Annotated in this window: 13 protein-coding genes; 7 read left to right on the top strand and 6 right to left on the bottom strand. The window is 72.7% G+C overall.

Going from position 1 to position 15,900, the window contains the following annotated elements; all coding sequences use genetic code 11:
- Positions 1-206 precede the first annotated feature (206 nt).
- Positions 207-2,387, top strand: a complete 2,181-nt coding sequence (locus CIB93_RS19045; RefSeq protein ID WP_096628292.1) for a phage holin family protein — start codon at positions 207-209, stop codon at positions 2,385-2,387.
- 41 nt (positions 2,388-2,428) lie between these two features.
- On the opposite strand, the gene CIB93_RS19040 is transcribed toward CIB93_RS19045, so the two are convergent.
- On the bottom strand, positions 2,429-3,019 hold the full coding sequence (locus CIB93_RS19040) for a peptidase inhibitor family I36 protein (protein ID WP_257002254.1): 591 nt from the start codon (positions 3,017-3,019) through the stop codon (positions 2,429-2,431).
- Between the two features lie 384 nt (positions 3,020-3,403).
- Between CIB93_RS19040 and CIB93_RS19035 the strand changes: the two genes are divergently transcribed.
- The 4 genes from CIB93_RS19035 to secD all read left to right on the top strand — a co-directional run bounded on the left by CIB93_RS19035 (position 3,404) and on the right by secD (position 8,852).
- Positions 3,404-4,378 carry a helix-turn-helix transcriptional regulator gene (locus CIB93_RS19035; protein WP_143660065.1) on the top strand — a complete coding sequence of 325 codons (975 nt, stop codon included), beginning with the start codon at positions 3,404-3,406 and terminating at the stop codon, positions 4,376-4,378.
- 495 nt (positions 4,379-4,873) lie between these two features.
- Complete coding sequence (locus tag CIB93_RS19030; RefSeq protein WP_373558771.1) at positions 4,874-5,656, top strand: rod shape-determining protein; 783 nt, start codon at positions 4,874-4,876, stop codon at positions 5,654-5,656.
- A gap of 263 nt (positions 5,657-5,919) precedes the next feature.
- Positions 5,920-6,462: a hypothetical protein gene (locus CIB93_RS37980; protein WP_179500160.1), complete on the top strand. Its 543-nt coding sequence runs from the start codon at positions 5,920-5,922 to the stop codon at positions 6,460-6,462.
- A gap of 35 nt (positions 6,463-6,497) precedes the next feature.
- Positions 6,498-8,852: a protein translocase subunit SecD gene (gene secD, locus CIB93_RS19020; protein ID WP_096628287.1), complete on the top strand. Its 2,355-nt coding sequence runs from the start codon at positions 6,498-6,500 to the stop codon at positions 8,850-8,852.
- Between the two features lie 50 nt (positions 8,853-8,902).
- On the opposite strand, the gene CIB93_RS19015 is transcribed toward secD, so the two are convergent.
- Positions 8,903-9,766 (bottom strand): helix-turn-helix domain-containing protein, encoded by an 864-nt coding sequence (locus CIB93_RS19015; protein WP_096628286.1) that lies wholly within the window; start codon positions 9,764-9,766, stop codon positions 8,903-8,905.
- A 106-nt stretch (positions 9,767-9,872) separates the two neighbouring features.
- On the opposite strand from CIB93_RS19015, the gene CIB93_RS19010 reads away from it, so the two are divergent.
- Positions 9,873-10,178 carry a 4a-hydroxytetrahydrobiopterin dehydratase gene (locus tag CIB93_RS19010; RefSeq protein ID WP_096628284.1) on the top strand — a complete coding sequence of 102 codons (306 nt, stop codon included), beginning with the start codon at positions 9,873-9,875 and terminating at the stop codon, positions 10,176-10,178.
- 127 nt (positions 10,179-10,305) lie between these two features.
- Here CIB93_RS19010 and CIB93_RS19005 read toward each other — a convergent pair whose 3' ends face one another.
- Positions 10,306-11,268, bottom strand: a complete 963-nt coding sequence (locus CIB93_RS19005; protein ID WP_096628283.1) for a LysR family transcriptional regulator — start codon at positions 11,266-11,268, stop codon at positions 10,306-10,308.
- Positions 11,269-11,594: 326 nt separating this feature from the next.
- On the opposite strand from CIB93_RS19005, the gene CIB93_RS19000 reads away from it, so the two are divergent.
- The gene (locus tag CIB93_RS19000) at positions 11,595-12,566 is read left to right on the top strand and encodes a trans-aconitate 2-methyltransferase (protein WP_096628281.1); all 972 of its coding nucleotides are present in this window, start codon (positions 11,595-11,597) and stop codon (positions 12,564-12,566) included.
- 27 nt (positions 12,567-12,593) lie between these two features.
- Here CIB93_RS19000 and CIB93_RS18995 read toward each other — a convergent pair whose 3' ends face one another.
- The 3 genes from CIB93_RS18995 to CIB93_RS18985 form a co-directional block, all read right to left on the bottom strand.
- Positions 12,594-13,061, bottom strand: a complete 468-nt coding sequence (locus tag CIB93_RS18995; protein ID WP_096628280.1) for an RICIN domain-containing protein — start codon at positions 13,059-13,061, stop codon at positions 12,594-12,596.
- A 106-nt stretch (positions 13,062-13,167) separates the two neighbouring features.
- Positions 13,168-14,004, bottom strand: a complete 837-nt coding sequence (locus tag CIB93_RS18990) for an aldo/keto reductase (protein ID WP_096628278.1) — start codon at positions 14,002-14,004, stop codon at positions 13,168-13,170.
- A gap of 87 nt (positions 14,005-14,091) precedes the next feature.
- Positions 14,092-15,891 carry a long-chain fatty acid--CoA ligase gene (locus CIB93_RS18985; protein ID WP_096628277.1) on the bottom strand — a complete coding sequence of 600 codons (1,800 nt, stop codon included), beginning with the start codon at positions 15,889-15,891 and terminating at the stop codon, positions 14,092-14,094.
- Positions 15,892-15,900 lie beyond the last annotated feature (9 nt).

Below are 15,900 nucleotides of genomic sequence, written 5' to 3'. Positions count from 1 at the left end.
GCCTCCTTGCTCGACCCCGGCGACCCCGTGTCCCGGTCCGGCCCCCGCCGCCCGTGCGGGGGAGCGCTGCCCGTACGAGCCTATGCGCCCCCCGTGCGGTTGCGCCGCCGACCGGAAGCCGCCGACCGGGGCCGGCGCTGTGAAAAGCTGGAGAACGGGCCCTTGACGGCCGGGCCCGCGGCTGAGAGGGCACGAGGTGGACCGGCGTGGGTGACGGAAAGTGGCGTACGGCGGGCAGAGCCCTGATGCGGGTCACCGTGGTCTGGGCGGTGTCCACCCTCACCATGCTCGCGCTCGCCGGCATCCTGCCCGACTTCCGGCTCCAGTCCGACGACGGCGACACCATCACCAGGACCGCGTTCACCGCCGCCTGGGGCGCGGGCGCCTTCGGCCTGCTCTCCGCCCTGGTCTGGCCCGTGCTCGTCCGGGCCCTGCTCATCGTGCCCGCGCTCGTCCTCGGCGCGCTCGTCTTCTTCCTCAACGGTTCGCTGCTGCTGGTCGCGCTGCGCCTGATCCCGGACGGGCGCGGGGACGCCGCCCCGGAGACCGCGGTCGTCGTCGCCGCCGTCATGTCCGCCGTCGCCTCCGCCACCTCCACCGCCCTCGCCGTCCGCGACGACGAGGCCTACCGCCGCCGGCTCTCCCGCCTCGCCGACCGCCGACGCCGCCGACGCGGCCGCCCCTCCCCGGCCGACCACGGCCGCGACGGCCCGCCCGGCACCGTCTTCATCCAGCTCGACGGCGTCGGCCACGACGTCCTGGTCAAGGCAGCCGCCGACGGGCTCATGCCGACGGTCGCCCACTGGCTCGGCGACGCCGCCGGACACCGCCTCACCCTCTGGCGCACCGACTGGTCCAGCCAGACCGGCGCCAGCCAGCTCGCCATCCTGCACGGCAGCAACCACGACGTGCCCGCCTTCCGCTGGTACGAGAAGGAGACCCGAACGGTCATGGTCTCCAGCCGCCCCGCGAGCGCCCTCGAAATGCAGCGCCGCGCCATCGCGCACACCCGCGACGGCGGCCTGCTCACCGTCGACGGCGCGAGCCGGGGCAACCTCTTCAGCGGCGGCGCCGCACAGCTCGCCCTGGTGCTCTCGATGGCCGCCCGGCGCGGCAAGGGCCGCGGCTCCCGCGCCGGATACTTCGCCTACTTCTCCGACCCGGCCAACGCCACCCGTACCGCCCTCTCCTTCGTCGCCGAGGTCGCCCGCGAGATCGGCCAGTCGACCCGGGCCCGCGCCCTGAAGATCACCCCACGGGTCAAGCGCGGCGGCCTCTACCCCTTCATCCGTGCCTTCGCCACCGTCGTGGAGCGAGATGTGGTCGTCGCCGCCGTGCTCGGCGACATGTTCGCCGGACGCACCGCCGTCTACGCCGACCTCGTCGCCTACGACGAGGTCGCCCACCACTCCGGACCGTACAGCCGTGACGCGGAGAAGGTCCTCGAACGCCTCGACCGCTCCCTCGCGCTGATCGCCAAGATCGCCGACCACACCCCGCGCAGCTACCGGATCGTGCTCCTCTCCGACCACGGCCAGAGCCCCGGCGAGACCTTCGCCGGGAAGTACGGACTCACGCTCAAGGACCTCGTCCGGGCGGGCTGCGGACTGCCCGTGCCGCGCCGCGCCCGCGGCACGCACAGCGCCTCCGAGGCGCGCGACGCGGTACGGATCGCCCTGCACCGCCCGCCCGAGGAGCTGGAACCGGAGGCGGAGCACCCGGCCAGACACTCCGACCCGATCGTGCTGGCCTCCGGCAACCTCGGCCTGCTCTCCTTCCCCGACATCGAGGGCCGCGCCTCCCGCGAACAGATCGACCGCAGCCACCCGGCGCTGCTCTCCACGCTCGCCAACCACCCGGGGATCGGCTTCCTCCTCGTCCGCAGCGAGGAGCACGGCTCCCTGGTGCTCGGGCCGGGCTGTGCCGAGGTCCCGGTCTCCGAACTTCGTGACGGCGAGGGCCCGTTGGCGGACTTCGGCACCGGCGCGGCCGCCGCCGTACGCCGCACGGACACCTTCCCGCACGTCGCGGACGTCATGGTCAACTCCATGTACGACCCCGCCACCGGCACCGTGCACGCCTTCGAGGAACAGATCGGTTCGCACGGCGGCCTCGGCGGCGAGCAGTCCCGGCCGTTCCTGCTCTGGCCGCGCGGCATGACCGACCCCCTCGACATCGTCGCCGCCGAGACCGCCGAGGGGCACCCCGCCCCACCGGGCGGCGGGCTGGTGGGAGCGGAAGCGGTGCACCGGGTGCTGGCCCGCTGGCTGCACGAGATCTCGGGCCCCCAGGTGCCGGTCCACGCCGAGGGTTTCGCGGGGGCCGACCGGGCGGACGCGCCGTTCCCCCGGGAGGCCGCGGCAAAGGACGCGCCGGGCACGGTGTAGGGGGCGACCGGGCCGGTCTCACAGGCGGTCCGGGGTGGAAGTCAGCAGACCCGGATGCCGTCGGCCTTGTCGTTGTTGGAGCTACCGACGTAGGAGCTCTGCGCCGGGGCGGAGGAGGCCCAGAGCTGGGTCCACGAGCCGGTCCAGTTGTACACCCTGGTCACGGTGCCCCTGGACTGGTTGTTGTGCCAGGAAGACGTCTTGTCGTTGAAGCCCCAGGTGGAGAGGTCGTGGAACGCGCAGTCCGACCAGGTCAGCCGACGGCCGTCGAAGTTGCTGTGTTCGTAGAGACACGTCCAGAGGTAGCTGCAGTTCGCCGTACCGAGCGTCCCCACGGACTCGCCTACGGCCCGGGCCTGCTTCTCGCCCGGCAGTGGGAACGTCATGATCGCCTTGCCGTCACGCCAGGACACCTGGTTGACGCCGATCTGCTTGCCGCCCGGGGTGATGGCCATCTGCTCGTCGATCTGCTTCTGCAGATCGGCGACCTCGCTCTGGTTGAGACCGGCCTGTTCCGCCTGGGTGGCGATCGTGCTGTCGAGCGAGGTCGAGGCGGAGGTCGGACCGGCCAGCCCGAAGACGGCCATGGCGCTCGCGGAAAGAGTGACCGCCAGCTTGGTTCTCGTACGCACAGGAATCGTGTCCCTTCTGGACGTGGAACGTGTCGCGGAACTGTCTTCGCTGTCGCTGCCGTGCTGCTGTCGTACTGCTTTCGTGGAACTCGGAGCTTCTGGTAGTGCGCCCCATGCGCCCCGGGCGCAGCGCCGGGCGATGGGCGTGGATTACGTTGCCCGCCGCGAGGCGCCGAGCGGAAGCTGTCCCGGATTGCCGCAATCCCCGGGCATCAGGCTGATTCCCGTGCTACTCGCGGCGAACTCCGACACCTAGCATCTGGACCCGGCGAGCCGCGCTGAGTTCCGATCGGCCGCCGAACACCTTGCCAACAGCAGCGGCATCGCATCGGGGGAGATGTGCTTCGCATCCACTTCACTGCCCAGGATCTCGGACGGATCCGCTTGGCCCACCAGCCGGACGCCCTGTGGGAAACCGTTCTGAGCCTGCATCAACTGAGCCGCCCGAACCCCTTCTTCGCCCCGTGGTGCCGACGCACCCGCAGCGCGCTGACCGCCGCGGGCCTGGTGTCCGAGGCCCGGATGCTCACGGCCCTGGCGCCGCGCACCTCCTACTTCCCGGACTTCCTCACGCCTACTGCCGGACCGGAAGCCGAATCCGGGGCGGGAGCGGGCATCGACCGGGTGCTCTCCACCGGCCGTGACCGGCTGCGCGCCGACATCGCCCGACTCGCCGCCGGCCGGTCCCGGCCGTCCACCTGGCTCGACGAGATCGCCGCGGGCAGAACGCATGCCCTGCGCCGTCTCGGCGCGGGGCTGCACCGCTACTACGACCTCGCGGTGGCTCCGCACGCAGCCGCCTCGGCGGCCTGTGTCGGCCGGGACCGCCGGCACCGGGCACGCGACATACTCGATCACGGCAGCGAGAGACTTCTGGCCAATCTCGGCCCCACATCCCGCTGGAGACCGCCCGTGCTCGAAGTCGACTACTCCATCGAGCGTGAACTCCATCTGGAGGGACGCGGCTTGACGATCATTCCCAGCTTCTTCTGCCACGACCACCCCATCACGCTCGCCCTCCATGAGCTGCCGCCGGTGCTGGTCTACCCCGTGGCGCGCGGGCCGCTGTGGATCCCGGAGTCGCCCACCCGCATCCCGGGGGGACCCGCCCTCGACGAACTGCTCGGCGCCACGCGAGCCGCGGTGCTGCGCTCCCTCGCCACCGGACACAGCACCACCAGCCTCGCGGCGCGTCTGCGTATCTCCACTACGGCCGCCAGCCGCCACGCCGCCGCCCTGCGCGCGGCGGGTCTCGTCGCCACGGAACGACGAGGGGCCTCCGTACGGCACAGCCGTACGTCCTTGGGAACCGAGCTGGTGGACGGAGGCGGCCACGCCCTGGTCCGGGATGGCGCCTGATGTCGGCCCCCCGGAGCTGATCGCCGACTGGGGTACGTGCGCGGGCGTGCCTGCGAAACGGTGAGGAAGTGGCGTTCCAGTAAACGGTATTGCATAGTGAGGGCCCGGTCGTGCCTCACTATCAGCGGGTCGACGGAGGTGTGGGAGGCTGAGGTGGCCGACCAGGGGTGAGGGGCGATGCGTTCTGTGTACGACGGGCAGCGACCGGGGCGCTCCGTCCCCCCGTCGGCCGGGGGCGGCGGCGAGGGCCGCGCGCCTCGCGCCGTCCGCGGAGCCGGACCGTCCGCGACCGCGTCCGAGTCCCCGCGCGAGGGGCACGGGGCTTCGCGCCGTCCGGGCGCTGGTGCACGGGGAGAGGGTCCCGGGCCGCTCTGTGACGGGAGCGGCACCGGGGCGTTCGGCGCCGCGCGCGTGGGCGGAGGGCTCCGGCCGCACCTTGAGCCCCACGAGCACCGTGGCCCTGTCGGCAGGCACCCCGCCGCCCGGGGACTGGCCCTGGACCTCGGCAGCTCCCGCCCCCGGGCCTGGGTTCCCGGCCGCGGCCTGGTCCTCGACTCGCGTCCGTACGGGGGTGACGGGGATGACGGCGATCGCGGGAGTGACGGGGGTTACGGGGATGTCGAGCGGCCGGTCCGGCGCGGGCGCATCGTCGACCCCGAATCCTGCGGGCGGATGCTCGGCCGGATCGCCGACGCGGCCCTGGGCCCCGACCGCAGCGACAGCGTGATCGTGCTCAGCCACCCCGTCCTCGCCGGGGCCGAACACCGCAACGCCGCGCGTGCCCTGCTCGCCCGGCTCGGGACGCGGCACGTCGTGGTCCTCAGCAGCGCCCGCGCCGCCGCCGCGTTCGCCGGGCCCAGGGAGGTCGGGCCGCTCCTCGTCGTCGACATGGGCGCCGAGCTGACCGAGGTCACGCTCCTGATGAACGGTCTGGTCGCCGACGCCCGGCAGGCGGAGCACGGCCTCGTCGACCTCCGCGGCCTCGACCCGGCGACGCTGCCCGCCGTCCTTGTCCGTACTGTGCTCGACATGATCACGTCCATGTGGCGGCAGGACCGGCACGGCGCCATCCGTGGTGCCCTGCGCAGGGGCCCCGTGCTCGCGGGCGGCGGAGCGCTGCGCCCCGATGTCACCGACCGCCTCGCGCACCGTCTCGGCGTCCGCGTGCGCCTGGCCGACGACCCGTCGACCACGGTCGTCCGCGGTGCCGGGCAGATCCTCGGCTCCGTGCTCCGCCACCGGTCGGCCTCGCCCGAGCACCCCGGCCGGGCAGGGTGACCCGGCATCCGGAGCCGCCCCGGAGAAACGCGTTCCCGCCGCGACGGCCCGGCCCGGTGACCCGCGCCCGGTGCGCGCTGGCGGCGCTGCTCCTCGGGGTGCTCGCGGTGGTCGCCGGCGCGTCCACAGCGAATGGTGCCGCCCCCGTGCCCACCGTTGCGACGGGTGCCGCGACGGGCGGGACTTCCACCGCCGGAACTGCCACAGTGGGTGCCGCCCCCGCCGGGACGGCAGGCGCCGGAACTTCGGCCGGAGCGGCCGACGTGGGTGCTGCCACGGCCGGAACCGCGACCGCCAGTGCTGCCACCGCGCGTGCCGCCGTGGCCGACATCCCCACCGCTGTCGGCACCACCGCCCCCGCCCCGCGACCCCCCGGCGCAGGACCGCGCCTCGGCCAGGGCACCGAGCGTACGACCACGACCACCACCACGGCGGCTCCGGCCCAGGCCGTGCCCGGTTCCGTCCCGTACTACGTCGGTGCGAGCGGTGAGCTTGCCGTGTCCGAGGCGGGACACGAGCACCCTCGTGCCGCTGCCGACCCGGCACAGACCCCCCGCGCGGGTAGCGGCCGGGCCTATCTCCTCAGCCACGCGCCCCCGCCTCCGTACGCCGCCCTGCCGCCCTGTCAGCCGGGCCCGGCCGGGCCCCGCGACGGCCTGCGGCAGGTCGTCGCCGCGGCCTCCTTCGGTGCGCCCCGCACCCGCCCGGGCGAGCTTCCCGGTGTGCGGGGACCTCCGGGCCGGACCGCCGGTTCCACGACCGGTCATCCGTCCCGCTCTGCCGATCCGGCGCCGCTTCCTCACTGAGGGGAGGGCGCCCGGCGCCCCACCGGAGGATTTCCATGACTCGCGCCACCACGGTGCGGGCGGTTCTGGCTGCCGCCGTTCTGCTCGTCTCCGTCTTCATCACCCTGACCATGTCGCCCAGACTCGGCCTCGACCTCCAAGGCGGCACCCGTATGGTGCTCCAGGCCCGGGGCACCGCCACCGTCGAGGCGGACCGGGAGACCACCGACCGCACCCTGGAGATCCTGCGGCAGCGCGTCGACTCGCTGGGTGTCGCCGAACCGGCCCTGACCCGTTCCGGCGAGGACCGGATCATCGTCGAACTGCCCGATGTCCAGGACCCGCGCCAGGCCGCCGAGGTACTCGGCCGGACGGCCCAGCTCACCTTCCACGCCGTGGAGGGCCCCGAGGAAGGAGGCCCGGACCCCGATGCCACCCCCGGCCCCGACGCGGCCCCAGACCCCGAACGGCTGACGCTTCCCGACGAGCAGGGCCGCCCGCTCACCCTCGGTCCCGCCCGGCTCTCCGGTGCGGGTGTCGAGGACGCCACCGCCTCGTTCGACGCTCAGCGCGGCGCGGGCTGGAGCGTGTCGCTCGACTTCCGCAAGGACGCGGGGCGGGACTGGACCCGGCTGACCGGAGAGGCCGCCTGCCACCCGGCCGGGGACGAGCGGCGGAGGGTCGCCATCGTCCTCGACGAGATGGTCATCTCCTCACCGCAGGTCGACCCCTCGGTCGGCTGCCGGGCCGGTCTGCCGTCCGGCGCCACTCGGATCACCGGCTCGTTCAGCGCGGACGAGGCGCGTGACCTGGCGCTGCTCATCAAGGGTGGCGCTCTGCCCGTACCCGTGGAGATCGTCGAACAGCGGACCGTCGGTCCGACGCTCGGCGCGGCGGCCATCGAGGCGAGTGCGCAGGCGGCCCTCATCGGAGCGGCCGCCACCGCGCTCTTCGTCACCCTCGTCTACCGGCTCTTCGGCGCCCTCGCGGCCGTGGCGCTGGGCGCGTACGGGGTGGTCTCCTACGCCGCCCTCGTCGTCCTCGGTGTCACGCTCACCCTCCCCGGGCTCGCCGGATTCGTGCTGGCGATCGGGATGGCGGTCGACGCGAACGTCCTGGTCTTCGAACGGGCCAGAGAGGAGTGCGCCGCGCAGCCGAAACGTTCCCTGCGCTCCGCCCTGACCACCGGGTTCCGCAAGGCGTGGAGCGCGGTCGCCGACTCCAACGCCACCACCTTGATCGCCGCCGCGCTGTTGTTCTTCCTGGGCTCCGGACCGGTCAGGGGCTTCGGGGTCACCCTCGCCATCGGGGTCGCCGCCTCGATGTTCTCGGCGCTGGTCATCGCCCGCGCGCTCACCGAGATCGCCGCGAACTCCCGCTTCGTCAGCGACTACCGGGGCGTCAACGGAATCGCCCGCCCCGGCAGCGTACGGGCCTGGCTGGCCCGCAAGGACCCGCAGCTCTTCCGCAAGCCGGTCCGCTGGCTCGTCGTCGCGGCGGCCCTGGTCGCCGTCGCGGTGGCCGGAATCGTGGTGCGCGGGGTCGATCTGGGCGTCGAGTTCACCGGGGGCCGGCTGGTCGAGTACTCCACCGGCCGCCCGGTCGACGTGGAGACGGCCCGCGACGCGATCGCAGGGGCCGGCTTCGGCGACGCAGAGGTCACCACCGCGGGCGACGGCGACCTCTCCGTACGCACCGGAAAGCTCGACAACGACGGAGAGCAGGCGCTGCGGGCCGCCCTCGCGGCGGAGGGAGGCGAGGCCACGAAGGTACGGGACGAGCTCATCGGCCCGAGCCTCGGCGACGAACTGCGGCGCAACGCGCTGATCGCGCTGGGGGTCGCGGTGCTCGTGCAACTGGCCTATCTGGCGGCGCGGTTCCGCTGGACGTTCGCCATGGCCACGGTCGGGGCCATGGCGCACGACGTGATCCTCGTGGTGGGCGCCTTCGCCTGGCTGGGGCGGCCGGTCGACGGCATCTTCCTGGCGGCCCTGCTCACCGTGATCGGCTACTCGGTCAACGACTCGGTGGTGGTGTTCGACCGGGTACGGGAGCTGTGGGCGGCCGACCGGAAGTCACCCGTGGCCACGGTCGCCCGCCGGGCCGTCCTCCAGACCGTCCCCCGTACGGTGAACACCGGGATGGGAGCCCTGTTCATCCTGGCCGCCCTCGCGGTCCTGGGCGGCGACTCGCTCGCCGACTTCGCGCTCGCCCTGCTCATCGGCATCTGCGTGGGCACCTGGTCCTCGGTCTTCACCGCCGTACCCGGGGCTCTCGTACTGGAGCGGACCGCCAAGGCGCCGCCGCCCGTACCAGGAAAGGGGCAGGGGAAGGGGAGGAACAAGGGACCGGTGCGCGGGCGCGGCGGCACCGACCGCCGCGATCCGCTCGACAACGGGGCCCGCGTCTGACGCGATCCGCTCGGCGACGGGGCCCGCGTCCGAGGTGATCCCCGGGCGGGTCAGGACGGCACGTGGGCGCGCAGATGGGTGGCGGTCTCCCGGTCGGCGGGGAGAAACGTCTCGATGGCCAGCTCGGCCACCGTCACGTCCATCGGAGTGTTGAACGTCGCGATCGACGACAAGAACGACAGGACCCGGCCCCTGTGTTCGAGCAGCAACGGCAGCGCGAACACGGGCGGCCGGTCCCTCCCCGGGCCGTCCGCTCCCTCCGCTCGCGCGCCCCCGTCGGGCGGGTCGGCCAGGTCGGTCCGGCCGGCCAGGTCGGTCCGCGAAGGCACCGGGTAGGCGGCCACCTCGTCGTACAGCGCACGCAGCTCGGGTGAGCGGGCGAGGGCGATCTGACGGTCCATCTGCGCCAGCAGGTCCGCCCGCCACTCCGGGAGATTCACGATGCGCGGGGCGAGCCCCTCCGGATGGAGAGTCAGCCGCATCGCGTTCACCGGAGGGGTCAGCAGCCGCTCGGACACCCCCTCCAGCAGCAGAGCGACCCCCCGGTTTGCCGCAACCACCCCGTACGTGCCGTCCACGACGAGCGCGGGACAGGGCTCGTACGCGGTCAGCAGCCGCTCCAGGCTCTCGCGCAAGGACGCCATCGCGGGGTCGTCGAGCGGTGTCTGCGTATAGCGGGGTGCGTAACCGGCCGCCACCAGAAGGGCGTTGCGTTCGCGGACCGGGATGTCCAGCTGCTCGGCCAGCCGCAGGACCATTTCCTCGCTGGGCCGGGAGCGGCCCGTCTCGATGAACGAGATGTGGCGGGCCGAGGAGTCCGCGCGCAGCGCCAGCTCCAGCTGACTGATGCGCCGCTGCTCCCGCCCCCCCCGCAGTAGTGGCCCCACTCCCGTGTCGGGCACGACAGTCGTCATGCCGAGACCGTAACGTCACCGGCGTGCCGGGGCCGCAACGGTCGGCCCCGGTCCGCCGGGGCGTACGTCCCGCCGCCGGTCCACCGAGACACCAGGGAGCCGTTCCATGACCGCCGAACCGCTGTCGCCGACCGAGATCGAACGCCGCCTGGAGGGCCTGCCCGGCTGGGCGTTGGAAGGAGACCTGCTGACCCGGACCTTCCGGCTGCCCTCCCACTTCGCCGCCGCCGCGCTGACCGTCCACATCGCGCAGATCCAGGAGGAGCTGAACCACCACTCCGATCTGACGCTGGGCTACAACACGGTGGCGCTCTCCGTGCACACCCATGACGCGGGCGGCGCGGTCACCGAGAAGGACTTCACGCTCGCCGCCAGGGTGTCGACCGCCGCGCCGTCCCACGGAGCTGAATGAGCCGCATGAGCCGCATGAGCTGCCTGAGTCGCATGAGCTCCATGCGTCGTATGGGCCGGGTGGGCTGACGGTCTGGGGTGCCGGGGATGTACGCCGGCCCGGCGAGGGAGCCCCCTCCGGCCCCGCCTCAGGCCACCGTGCCGAACCGCGGGTGCGTCGTGAGCCACTGGGCGTAGCTCGGGCTCCGCGACACCGCCTCCGCGTACGCCGACCGGGTCGCCCCGGTCACCGTCGCCGCCGCGGCGTCCGCGGCGGAGGAGTGCGGGTGCCAACCCACCAGATGGCGCCAGCTGAGCGGCGCGCCGGCCAGCGGTCTGGTGACCAGCCCGGGGGCCGGCGGGAACGTCGCCCGGCACAGCCCGATCGCCCGCCCCACCTGGACCAGGTGGACGACGGACGCGGTGTCCGTCTCGTACACCGACACGGGGGTGAAGCCCGCCCGTGCGCAGGCCGTGGCGAAACAGTCCGCGAAGCAGCCGTCGCCCGGTACGTCCGCCCAGCACTCGTCCGCCAGCGCGGCCAGCTCCAGTTCGCTCTGTCCGGCCAGTGCATGGTCCTCCGGCAGCATCACGAAGACCGGGTCCACCCCGACGACCTCCCAGGCGAGCCGCTCGGCCAGCGGCGGCGGGCTCTCGCCGCACGTCCCGATGAGTGCGAAGTCCAGCCGCCCGTCGATCACCAGCGAGGCGATCTCGGCCACCGACCACGAGGTGTACGTCGACACGGGCGTCGACGGGTGAGCGGCGGCCATCCGGTCCACCAGACCTCCGAGCAGCGGGCCGTGCGTGCCGCCCAGCCGGAACCGGTCCAGCGCTCCCGTGGCGTTGGCGAACCGTACGGCCTCCGCCTGGAGTTCGCTCACCGCGGGCAGCACCACCCGGGCCCGTTCCAGCACCAGTTCGCCGAGCGGGGTGGCGCGGGCACCGGTGTGGTCACGCTCGAAGAGCGCGCCTCCCAGGGCCTTCTCGATCCGCCGCAGCTGGGCGCTGAGGGCGGGCTGAGCCAGCCCGAGGGTGGCAGCGGCCTTGGTGAGGCTACCTGTGTCGGCTATGGCACGGACGGTTCGTAGATGGCGCAACTCCAGCTCCATAATGGCAAGTTATGGGCCCATGGGCGGCGCGGCAATATGCGTGCTCCGCCTACCGTTCAGTCGGTGTCCTCGGCCCGTACTCCGCCGCGTCGGCCGACGGGCGTACGGGCCCGGCGTCGGCGGCGCCAGGCACCGACCGAATCTTCGACTCCCGCCCCAGGGGCCGCTTCACCCCGTCCGTCGCCGCCGTGTCGTGGCCGTCGCGCGCCTTCGCGAACAACTCGGCCGGGTCGTGGAGGTCCAGACGTCCCGCAGGCGGAAGGGGGTGAGTTGCTGAAACGGCAACAGAACTTGCCGACCGGCCGCATGCTGGGGAGCCTGGTCCCATGAACAGCAACGCCGGTCACGGCCACCACGAAGCGCCCGCACCCACCGCCACGGCTGTCCACCCTCATTCCCACGCCCACGCCCACACCCCCGCGCACGGGCCCGGGTCCGGGGCTGATCCGGGCACGGACATCGATTGGGACGTCATGGGCCCGCTGCTGGAGCGGGACGCCGAACTGAGCAGTACGCAGTACGAGGCAGCGGCCCGCTGGATGGCCGCCCTGCCCACCGCGCCGGAGGTCCGCCGGGTGCTGGACATCGGCAGCGGCCCCGGAGTCGTCTCCTGCCTGCTGGCCGACGTCTTCCCCGAGGCGGAGGTCGTCGCCGTCGACGCGACGCCCGCCCTCCTGGAGCGCGCGAGGAACCGGGCCCGGCGCCTCGGCGTGATCGAACGCTTCGACACAAGGGAGGCCGAACTGCCCCGTGATGTCGACCGGTTGGGTCAGGCCGACCTGGTCTGGGCGGGCAACTCCCTGCACCACATGGGAGACCAGCGCGCCGCCCTCGCCTCCTTCGCCGGGCTCCTGACGCCCGGCGGGACCGTCGCGCTCGTCGAGGGAGGGCTCCCCACCCGGCGGCTGCCCCGCGACATCGGCATCGGGCGGCCCGGTCTGGAGGCCCGGATGGAGGCGGCGGCCGCCGAGCGCTTCGACCGGATGCGCGCCGAACTCCCCGACACGAAAAGGGAGACCGAGGACTGGAGTGCGCTGCTCGCCGCCGTCGGACTCGCCCCGCAGGGCACCCGAAGCTTCCTGCTCGACCTGCCCGCCCCGCTCTCCCGCGCCGCCCGCGACCATGTCGTCGCGAGCATGGCCCGCGAGCGCGAGGTGTTCGGGGAACTGCTCACGGCCGAGGACGACGCCGTACTGGAAAGGCTGCTGGACCCCGATGACCCGCAGGGCCTCCACCACCGGCCCGACGTGTACCTGCTGACCGCCCGCACGGTGCACCTGGGGCGACGCGAGGCCTGAGAGACTCCCTGGAAGGTTGCTGACCTTCTAGGCCACCGGCTCCAACCTCCACCACTGGAACGGGGAGTCGGTGTCCTCCCACTGCTGCACCGTCCCCCCTTCCTCCGTCGAGCGGTCCGCCACCTCCATGACCAGGCCGCTGATGAAGCTCACCAGCGTCACTGTCCCCGGGGCCTCCGCGTGCTGCTCGATCAGCCACTCCTGAGCGCCGAAGTTGTTGGCCTTCCACTGCTGGATACGGGTGCCGTTCTCCGTGGCGGCGTTCGCCACGTCCAGCCGCTTCCCGCTGTGGGCGTTGACCAGGTGGAAGAGGGCGGCGCCCTCGTGGACGGGGGACAGCTGCCACACCTGCGCGTCCGTCCCGTCGTCCTTGCCCTGCTGGACCCGGGCGCCACTGCCCTTGGCCCCGCCGTAGACCTCCAGCACCAGTTCGCTGCCGACGTTGCGCAGGCGGTAGGGGCCTGCCTCGACGACGGGCGCGGGTTCGCTGCTCATGTTCCGTATCTCCCCGGTTGCGGTGTGCGCTTCGGCTCGGACATCGACCTGACCGACGACGGCGCCCCCACCGGTATCACGGTGGGGGCGCCGGGGGCTTCGACGCTCAGGCGCCGACGTTGAACTCCGCCGGGTCCGGGCCGAGCCGCTTGCCCTCGTCCAGCGCGGCGAACGCGGCGAGGTCATCGGCGTCCAGCTCGAAGCCGAACACATCGAGGTTCTCCTTGATCCGCGACGGGGTCACGGACTTCGGGATCACGATGTTGCCGGTCTGGAGGTGCCAGCGCAGCACCGCCTGGGCGGGGGTGCGGCCGTGCTTCTGGGCGATGGCGACGACCGTCGGCACCTCCAGCAGGCCCTTGCCCTGACCCAGCGGCGACCACGCCTCGGTGGCGATGCCGTGCTCCGCGTGGAAGGCGCGGGACTCGGCCTGCTGGAGCTGCGGGTGCAGCTCGATCTGGTTGAGAACGGGAACCACGGAGGTCTCCGCGAGCAGTCGCTTCAGATGCTCGGGGCGGAAGTTCGACACGCCGATGGCCTTGGCGCGGCCGTCGGCGTAGATCTTCTCGAACGCCTTGTACGTGTCGGTGTACGCGTCCTTCGCAGGGACCGGCCAGTGGATCAGATACAGGTCGACGTAGTCCAGGCCGAGCTTGTCCAGCGAGGCGTCGAAAGCGCGCAGCGTGCTGTCGTACCCCTGCTCGGAGTTCCACAGCTTGGTGGTGATGAACAGCTCGTCACGGGCGATGCCGGAGGTGGCGACCGCCTTGCCGGTGCCCGCCTCGTTCTCGTAGATCGCGGCGGTGTCGATGCTTCGGTACCCGGCCCTGAGGGCTGTGGCCACGGCCTTCTCCGCCTCGTCGTCCGGCACCTGCCAGACGCCGAAACCGAGCTGCGGCATGTCGAGGCCGTTGTTGAGGGTGATGGAGGGGACCTGGCTCACGAGCGATCGATCCTAACGTCGTCGATTGGTACTCCCCACCACAACGTCCGGGCGGCCACAGACATTCCCGCACCCGGCCGCGCCGCATCAGTGGTAGAGCGCGTCCACCTCCGCCGCGTACGCCGCCTCGATCGCCTTGCGTTTCAGCTTCAGCGAGGGCGTCAGCAGCCCGTGGTCCTCGGTGAACTGGTGGGCCAGTATCCGGAACGTACGGATCGACTCCGCCTGCGACACCGCCGTGTTGGCCGCCACCACCGCCCGGCGGATCTCCATCTCCAGGTCCGGGTCGCGCACCAGGTCGGCGGGGGCGAGCGGGGCCCGGCCCTGCATGGACAGCCAGTGCTCCACGGACTCCTGGTCGACAGTGACCAGCGCCGCGATGTACGGGCGGTCGTTGCCGACGACGATGCACTGGGCGACCAGCGGATGCGCCCGTACGCGCTCCTCCAGACCGGCCGGGGAGACGCTCTTGCCCCCGGACGTCACCAGGATCTCCTTCTTCCGCCCGGTGATCCTCAGATAGCCGTCCTCGTCCAGCGAACCGAGGTCGCCGGTGGCCAGCCAGCCGTCGCGCAGCACGGCCCGGGTGGCCTCGGGGTTGCCCAGATAGCCGGAGAACACGTTCGCCCCGTGCAGCCAGACCTCGCCGTCCTCGGCGATGTGCACCGAGGTCCCGGGAATGGGCTGCCCGACCGTGCCGTACCGGGTGCGCTCGGGCGGGTTCGCGGTCGCCGCCGCGGTCGACTCGGTCAGCCCGTACCCCTCGAAGACGCTCACCCCGGCGCCCGCGAAGAACAGTCCGAGCCGGCGGTCCATGCCCGAGCCGCCCGACATCGCGTGCCGCACCCGGCCGCCCATGGCATCGCGGACCCTCTTGTAGACGACCTTGTCGAAGAACTGGTGCTGCATCCGCAGCCCCGCCGAGGGCCCGGGGCCGTCCCCGAAGGCCTTCTGCTCCAGCGCCTCGGCGTACTTCACCGCGACCTCGACGGCCTTGTCGAACGGGCCTGCCCGGCCCTCCGCCGCCGCCTTGCGCCGCGCCCCGTCGAAGACCTTCTCGAAGATGTACGGCACCGCCAGGATGAAGGTGGGCCGGAACGTCATCAGGTCCGGCATCAGCGCGTTCGCCGACAACTCCGGCTGATGGCCGAGTTTGACCCGGCCCCGGACCGCCGCGATCTCCACCATCCGGCCGAAGACATGGGCCAGCGGCAGGAAGAGCAGCGTGGCCGCCTCGTCACCCGGCTTGGAGCGGAACACCGGCTCCCAGCGGCCGACCATCGTGTCGCTCTCGAACATGAAGCTCGCGTGGGTGATCACACACCCCTTGGGGCGGCCGGTCGTCCCGGAGGTGTAGATGACGGTCGCCACGGACTCGGGAGTCACCGCGCGCCGGTGCCGGTGGACCACCTCGTCGTCGACCTGCGCGCCCGCCGCGACCAGCTCGTCCACCGCCCCGGCGTCCAGCTGCCACAGCCGCTTCAGACGCGGCAGCCGGTCGATCACCGAACCGACGGTCATCGCATGGTCCTCGTGCTCGACCATCACCGCCACGACCTCGGCGTCGTGCAGCATCCACAGGACCTGCTCGGCCGAGGACGTCGGATAGATCGGCACCGACTGGGCCCCGACGGTCCAGAGCGCGAAGTCGAGGAGGGTCCACTCGTAGCGCGTACGGGACATCAGCGCGACCCGGTCGCCGAAGCGCACGCCGTGCGCGATCAGCCCCCTCGCCAGGGCCAGCACCTCGTCGCGGAATACCTCCGAGGTCACATCCCGCCACTGTCCGCCCGCGTCCTTGCGGCCGAGCGCGACCCGCCGCGGATCGTCCGCGGCGTGGTCGAAGACCACATCGGCCAGACCGCCGACCTGGGGCGCGGCTGCCATGGGTGGGAC

The sequence above is a fragment of the Streptomyces sp. WZ.A104 genome (assembly GCF_002382885.1).
Lineage (GTDB): Bacteria > Actinomycetota > Actinomycetes > Streptomycetales > Streptomycetaceae > Streptomyces.
The sequence above is the reverse complement of the archived record's forward strand: the minus strand, read 5'-3'. Positions and strand labels throughout refer to the sequence as shown.